This window comes from Aquimarina longa SW024, assembly GCF_001401755.1.
GTDB classification, from domain to species: Bacteria; Bacteroidota; Bacteroidia; order Flavobacteriales; family Flavobacteriaceae; genus Aquimarina; species Aquimarina longa.
In genome coordinates this window covers 1,229-7,116 of record NZ_KQ474117.1, presented here as the reverse complement: position 1 = coordinate 7,116, position 5,888 = coordinate 1,229, and the positions used below count along the sequence as shown (strand labels likewise).

6 protein-coding genes are annotated in these 5,888 nt (G+C 32.5%); 4 read left to right on the top strand and 2 right to left on the bottom strand.

The window, feature by feature from the left end:
- The 4 genes from N456_RS24905 to N456_RS23535 all read left to right on the top strand — a co-directional run.
- Positions 1–2,536 (top strand): glycoside hydrolase family 19 protein (locus N456_RS24905; RefSeq protein WP_420834737.1); only part of this gene is annotated, 2,536 nt, incomplete at its 5' end.
- 14 nt (positions 2,537–2,550) lie between these two features.
- Complete coding sequence (locus N456_RS23545; RefSeq protein ID WP_062063050.1) at positions 2,551–3,723, top strand: SH3 domain-containing protein; 1,173 nt, start codon at positions 2,551–2,553, stop codon at positions 3,721–3,723.
- A 79-nt stretch (positions 3,724–3,802) separates the two neighbouring features.
- Positions 3,803–4,855: a hypothetical protein gene (locus tag N456_RS23540; RefSeq protein ID WP_062063048.1), complete on the top strand. Its 1,053-nt coding sequence runs from the start codon at positions 3,803–3,805 to the stop codon at positions 4,853–4,855.
- 191 nt (positions 4,856–5,046) lie between these two features.
- On the top strand, positions 5,047–5,316 hold the full coding sequence (locus N456_RS23535; protein WP_062063045.1) for a hypothetical protein: 270 nt from the start codon (positions 5,047–5,049) through the stop codon (positions 5,314–5,316).
- Between the two features lie 97 nt (positions 5,317–5,413).
- On the opposite strand, the gene N456_RS24730 is transcribed toward N456_RS23535, so the two are convergent.
- Together N456_RS24730 and N456_RS23530 are read right to left on the bottom strand one after the other, a co-directional pair.
- On the bottom strand, positions 5,414–5,578 hold the full coding sequence (locus N456_RS24730) for a hypothetical protein (protein ID WP_158447965.1): 165 nt from the start codon (positions 5,576–5,578) through the stop codon (positions 5,414–5,416).
- 11 nt (positions 5,579–5,589) lie between these two features.
- The gene (locus tag N456_RS23530) at positions 5,590–5,823 is read right to left on the bottom strand and encodes a hypothetical protein (protein ID WP_062063044.1); all 234 of its coding nucleotides are present in this window, start codon (positions 5,821–5,823) and stop codon (positions 5,590–5,592) included.
- Positions 5,824–5,888: the final 65 nt, after the last annotated feature.

Below are 5,888 nucleotides of genomic sequence, written 5' to 3'. Positions count from 1 at the left end.
TCGTATCAACCCTGTCACACCGCAGGAGATTACAGCAGTAAAATGGGTAGTCTATGATGATGCGCTTAATGAGATTACAATCTATACAGGAGCTACAGGAGACACCTTTATATTACAAAATCCGCCAAAAGCAGGGCATTATTATATAGAAGCTTATAAGAATAGTAGCTATTTAGCCAAAGCTAAAGCAGGCAAACTATCCGTAGCACAATTAAGTAAAAAAACAGCAGTAACCAAGGTAGAAGTTACAGAACCTACTGTAGTCATTGCCCAATGGGAGCGAAAAGATGGGACTAAGAAACTACGTACAGGATATAAAAACGAAGTCTCCTATATTCATATCCAATTAAAAAGCTACCATAATAATGCCGTAGATATTACGGTATATAGCGGTACTACAGCGCTTTGTACTATGACTAAGTGCAAGGCTAATAATAATAGTACCATTATACAAGAATTTAGGATGACTGATCGTTATAAAGAAGCGATGCAGGGCACACCAAATGAATTAGTATTTAAAATCACAGGTAGAGATGAACCGATCAGAGATCAGGATACCGCACGATATCCGATCAACAAGGGATTATGTGTAGAGGACAAAGAACAGGTTAGGGATGCTTATTTTATGTACAATGGCGAGCGACTACGAGCCAAACCCGTAGCCTATGGTATTACGGTACAAGGGATTGTAGAAACGGTAAATATGATCGGAGAATCTCTGGAGGTAGATGTCTACAGAACCCAAAAACTACTCTATATCGATGCTGCTGCATCAGACCCCAAAGTATTTACACAAGACCTAACAGTAGATAATGAAGGTAGGATAACCTTTGATTTTACCGTAGAATCCCGATGGTGGAGAGATCAGCACTTACTAGGCAAGCAATTTTATATCTCGGTAGAAAAATCTAAATGGGCATGGTTTACCCCTGCAAACATCTTTAGAGGATCGATAAAAGCCTATAAAAAAGGAGATAAAGTAGAAGGAGGAGTAACGCCTGTAGTAGTGGAACAGGCAACATATACCCCTGATAAAAAGAAAAAAGGAAGATGTGAGAATTGTGATAAAGATATTACAGTTGATGATATCAAAGGAATCTATAAGGATGCTAATGACACTGGATTACAAGAGGCAGTAGATTTTTTAAATTCACAACGTAGCTTCTTTGGGCTAACTACTTGTACTCGTAAGGCACATTTCTTGGCACAATTAGCAACAGAGAGTGGATTTACTCACATGGAAGAAAGGTTTATTTATAATTGGAAATCTTTAAAAAAGACCTTTAGCAATTTTAAAACAGCTTATGACACTAATAATACCAATGCCAAAACATGGGGCTATGGGCATGATGGAAAAACCAAAAGCCAAGTAACCGACGAGAATAAACGCAGTATTGCCAATTGGGCGTATGGTAAATCTCCAAAAGCATCAAAGTTGGGCAACACCCCTATTACTAGCAATTGGAGTAATGCCGATGCCGATGGGTGGAACTATCGAGGTAGTGGTTTTATACAACTCACAGGGAAAAATAATTTTAAAAAAACGACTAAATTGTATAATAGTTGGATTGCTACCGATGCCAGTGGTAGAGCAAAAGAAGATTTTGTAGCCAATCCCGATAAAATAAGAACAGATAAAACTATGGCTATGGCAACAGCTTTGATCTATTGGAGACATAACAACTTAGTAACTCGATCAGATATGGGCGTAGGCGATGATGCACTGGGGGCAATTACTTATAGGATCAATAGTGCTTTTAAAGGTTGGGCACATAGACAAACCTACTTAGAAGAAGCCGTAAAAATACTCGATGTAGAAAATTGCCCTGACTATACCCGTAGAAAAGGTGAAAAAGGAACTGTAGTGATTATTGGGGGTAAAGGTGAAAAAATTATTAATACTTATGGGCATACCGACAATGTTATGTATCGACTATCCGTATATAGAGCAATGACATTAGAAAAGTATAATACATTAAAAGATGAAGAAGAATTACCAGAGGCGGATTATGTTACCTATGTGACAAGAGATGCGCATCAGGGTTTATCAAACTCTAATCGTTCTAACTTACGATATGGATTGAATAATGAATGCCCACCATCAGATAAATATCATTTAGTTTCTAAAGAGGATTCTTCTAATCCTCTTAAAGGAAGATACAAGATGTATGTTTCTGAAAATAAAAACAATAGAGACATCAATGGTCCAGATGGTTTAAGAAAAGGGATTGCTATTCATGAACATGACAGAAAAGGGTCGCAAGGGTGTTTAACATTAGCAAGTGGAAATGGAGATCCTGGAAATGGAACTTTAGGAAAAATTCCTGTAGATAAGCTATATAATGAAATTCCTGATTTATTTTTACATAACATTATGAAAGATGCTGAACGAACAGATGATAATGGGATGGTACATGATATGAGTATCGAACGAAGACCTGTACGACTGATATTACAGGAGCGACAGGCAACTGAAAAAAGTAATAACAACAAACCCTATTGGGAAGGGTTTATAGACGATGGATACAATACATAATAAAATACAACTCAATGAAAAATATTATAAAAATTATACTAATTGCTTTGTGTATACAAAGTTGTAATAGTCAAAAAGAAAAAACAATGAATGTAATGGAAGATCAATATGCTTTACTGAACAAAAAAGTGTCGTCCTGTTATAAAAAACCTGATAATGAATTGTTTAAACAAAAAATATTAGAGATTTTTAATACTGATATTTCTATAAAAAAAGAAAAAGAAATTAAGCTTTCTATTGACAAATATCCTGAAACAGTCCTTAAAGAATATAATTTTATTGTTCCTTTCAATTTACATCCAATGATTCCTGATAATGAGGGTTTACAAAAAATGGATGAAAAAGCTATTGAAAAAATGTATGATTATATTACTAAAAATATCTGTAATTATAATAATATGATATTTTATAATGATATTCATGCAACTAATTGGATAAAAAAAAATTCATTATCTCTAATTCATCTTGCACAAGAATACGGTTATACCAAAAACAAAGATTGGTTACAGTTTGCATTTAGTAAATCAAAATTATACGACCCAAATGAATTAGAAAGTTTTTTGTTTGGGTTTAGGTGTGACTCTATTTACAAGACAGATGGAGGAGATGAATGTAAAGGTCAATGGCAGTTACGCAGAGACATGCTCGATAAAATGATAGAATATGATGCAGAGTTATCTCAGTTACATATCGTAGCCAATATGGTATCTAATGGCAAACCAGAGTCCTATGAAGAAGACACAGAAGAACTCTACGCCTATCTTATGGCACATTGCTATAAAGCAGGGCAAACAGGATTGATAGAATACCTATATGACACCAACCCAAAAATGAAAGAAGTATTTAGAAAACAAAACTATTATAACATAGAGGGGTTAGAAGAATATACTAATGAGTTTTATATCCCACAAAACAAACGTTTTGGGTTAAGTTCTATCGATTCAGATCCTTATGAGGACTATGGAGAGATCAATGACCCCGATGGATATACCAACCTTAGAGACGGTAAAGGCACAAACCACCCAGTGATCAAAAAAATTGTGGAGGGAGAAGTTTTTGCCATAAAACGTAAAGAAAAAGAGTGGTGTTTAGTGGTATCAGAAGATGGTATAAGTGGTTGGATACATAGTAGTAGAGTAAAAATAATCGAGGGTTTTTCTTATGAGATGAATTATCATAAAAATTAGAAACTACTTTCTTGTACTTGCATTGATTTTTAAAGGTGCTTAACCTTTAACGATATAACTTTTAAAATAAATTACAGAGTTGGAAAACAACAGATTAGATCAAGAATGGTTAGTACTGAATATGACCAGAGAATTAATAAAACTAGCTTCTAGAGGTGATGTTTTAAAATCGACTTATAAAAATGCGATAACTTTTGCAGGGCAATTATATCCTGATTTAATGGGAGAAAGTAGTCTATTAAGAAGACAAGAAGAAAGTACGACTACACAAGAATATCGACAAAGAGCTGAGCTAAAATCATTAAGTGAAGGTAAAGAATTTACCGCTTTACAATTAGTTTTAGATGAAATAGAAGAATTAAGTAGGCTTATCAAAAGATCTGGGGGTACTATTAAGAATCCTCATTTATTGCAAAAGAAAATATCCCAACTTATTAAAGCTAAAAAAGAATTAGATTCCGAAAACCATGAAGAATCTGAGGTTATTTTTAAAGATATAAGTGCTATGGATACACAATTCCATAAGATCGATACAGGAAAAGCATATAGAGACTATCAGATAGCCGATAATAAGATTCTTCGGATGAGAGTATTTCATCCAAGCAAGAAAGAACAGGAGTCTGGTGCAGATTTTATTTATGAACGTTTTAATCAAGATACAAAGAAAGTTAGTCTAATTTTAATTCAATATAAAATATGGAGTAATCGGAAATTATATCTATCAGATAAAAAAATACAACGACAGTTACATAAAATGAAGTCTTTTTCTTGTGATAATACTTTATGCTGTTCTAATTCAGAAAAGAATACTTATAGGTTTCCTTGTTGTGCTTCTTTTTTACGCCCTACAGATAAACTACAAAATCCTGATCAAAAATTTATATCAACAGGAGAACATATTCCTATCTGTAAAATAGATGAATATAAATCAAAGGGAGAAAGAGATGCTAACATCTTAAGGTATCAAGGTATGAAAGAAATTTCATTAGCATCGGATATTTTTCAAGAACTATTTAACAGAGGTAAAATTGGTTCTAGAGAAATGGATTATGAGGAATTACAAGAGCTGTATGAGAAAACAAACTTAATGAAATCTGATAATTCTCTCTTATATTATGCACAGGAATTTTAATAGTCATTATAACAAGTAACCCGTAGAATATATAATATGTGACAAAAAGAAAATATCAAAATGAGATAGAGCAATCCTGATTTTTTTATAGAAGTTATTATAATTCTCTCTAAAACCATTTTTAAATTATAAAGTTAATTTAAAAAGTACAATTAAATATCGAATATTTATACTGTTTTAAAACCTAAAAAATGACTCTTATAACCACCACAATAAAAGAACTAATAGACCCTGATTTTAGATGTGAAATACTAAATCGCGAAGTAGCTATAAAACCCTACACTTGTTATACTTTTACGAGTAAATATAATGATGAATTAGCTATAGGAGGAGTAAAAGAATGTTTACATTCAATTTGTAAAATCATTATACAGAACTATTCTAAATATAATTTTCCTGTTTCTATTCAAATTTTTAGTGAAAAAACAGGGGAATTACTTTGGCGGGGTACGATACAGTAAAAAACAATAAGAATTAACTATCAAAATTGTATGTAAAAAAAGCTTATAAGGGAAGTGTAATTACTATCTAACTCTTTTGTTACACTACCTCACTACCTTATTTTTGTTTCTTTCGGTCTTCGATCTGATGGTATAGGTCTATTGCCGTTTTAACCGTTCTAATGACAAGATAAGTAGCAGAAACAATTTTTAGTATTGTTGCCATATGATCTACAGTAGAACTGTTCTGTCCCAGTATTTTGTTTACAGTGTTTACATTCATAAGATATTTTTTTATAATCTTCGAGCGTTTCTTAATTTTTTAGTAGCTGTTATTAAATCTGCATATTCTCTAATAACATATTTTGAAACAAAAAGTAATCCATACAATCCCCCAACTACAATAAGTCCTTTTATCCAAGGACTTTTTAAAAGAGCTTTTTTCTGATGTGAAATTCTATTTAATCCTTTTACTTCTTGAATTAGTGATTGAGGTTTTTTTCTTTTTGTTGTTCTCTGTTTTTCCATAATCATAAAGTGTGTTTTTTAGAATTTTGGAGCATTCAATTTATTGTACTTCATGTATTTAAAGT

Coding starts and splice junctions, on each gene's coding strand:
- N456_RS23545 (WP_062063050.1), top strand. CDS start 2,551: ATGAAAAATATTATAAAAATTATACTAATTGCTTTGTGTATACAAAGT.
- N456_RS23535 (WP_062063045.1), top strand. CDS start 5,047: ATGACTCTTATAACCACCACAATAAAAGAACTAATAGACCCTGATTTT.
- N456_RS24730 (WP_158447965.1), bottom strand. CDS start 5,578: ATGAATGTAAACACTGTAAACAAAATACTGGGACAGAACAGTTCTACT.
- N456_RS23530 (WP_062063044.1), bottom strand. CDS start 5,823: ATGGAAAAACAGAGAACAACAAAAAGAAAAAAACCTCAATCACTAATT.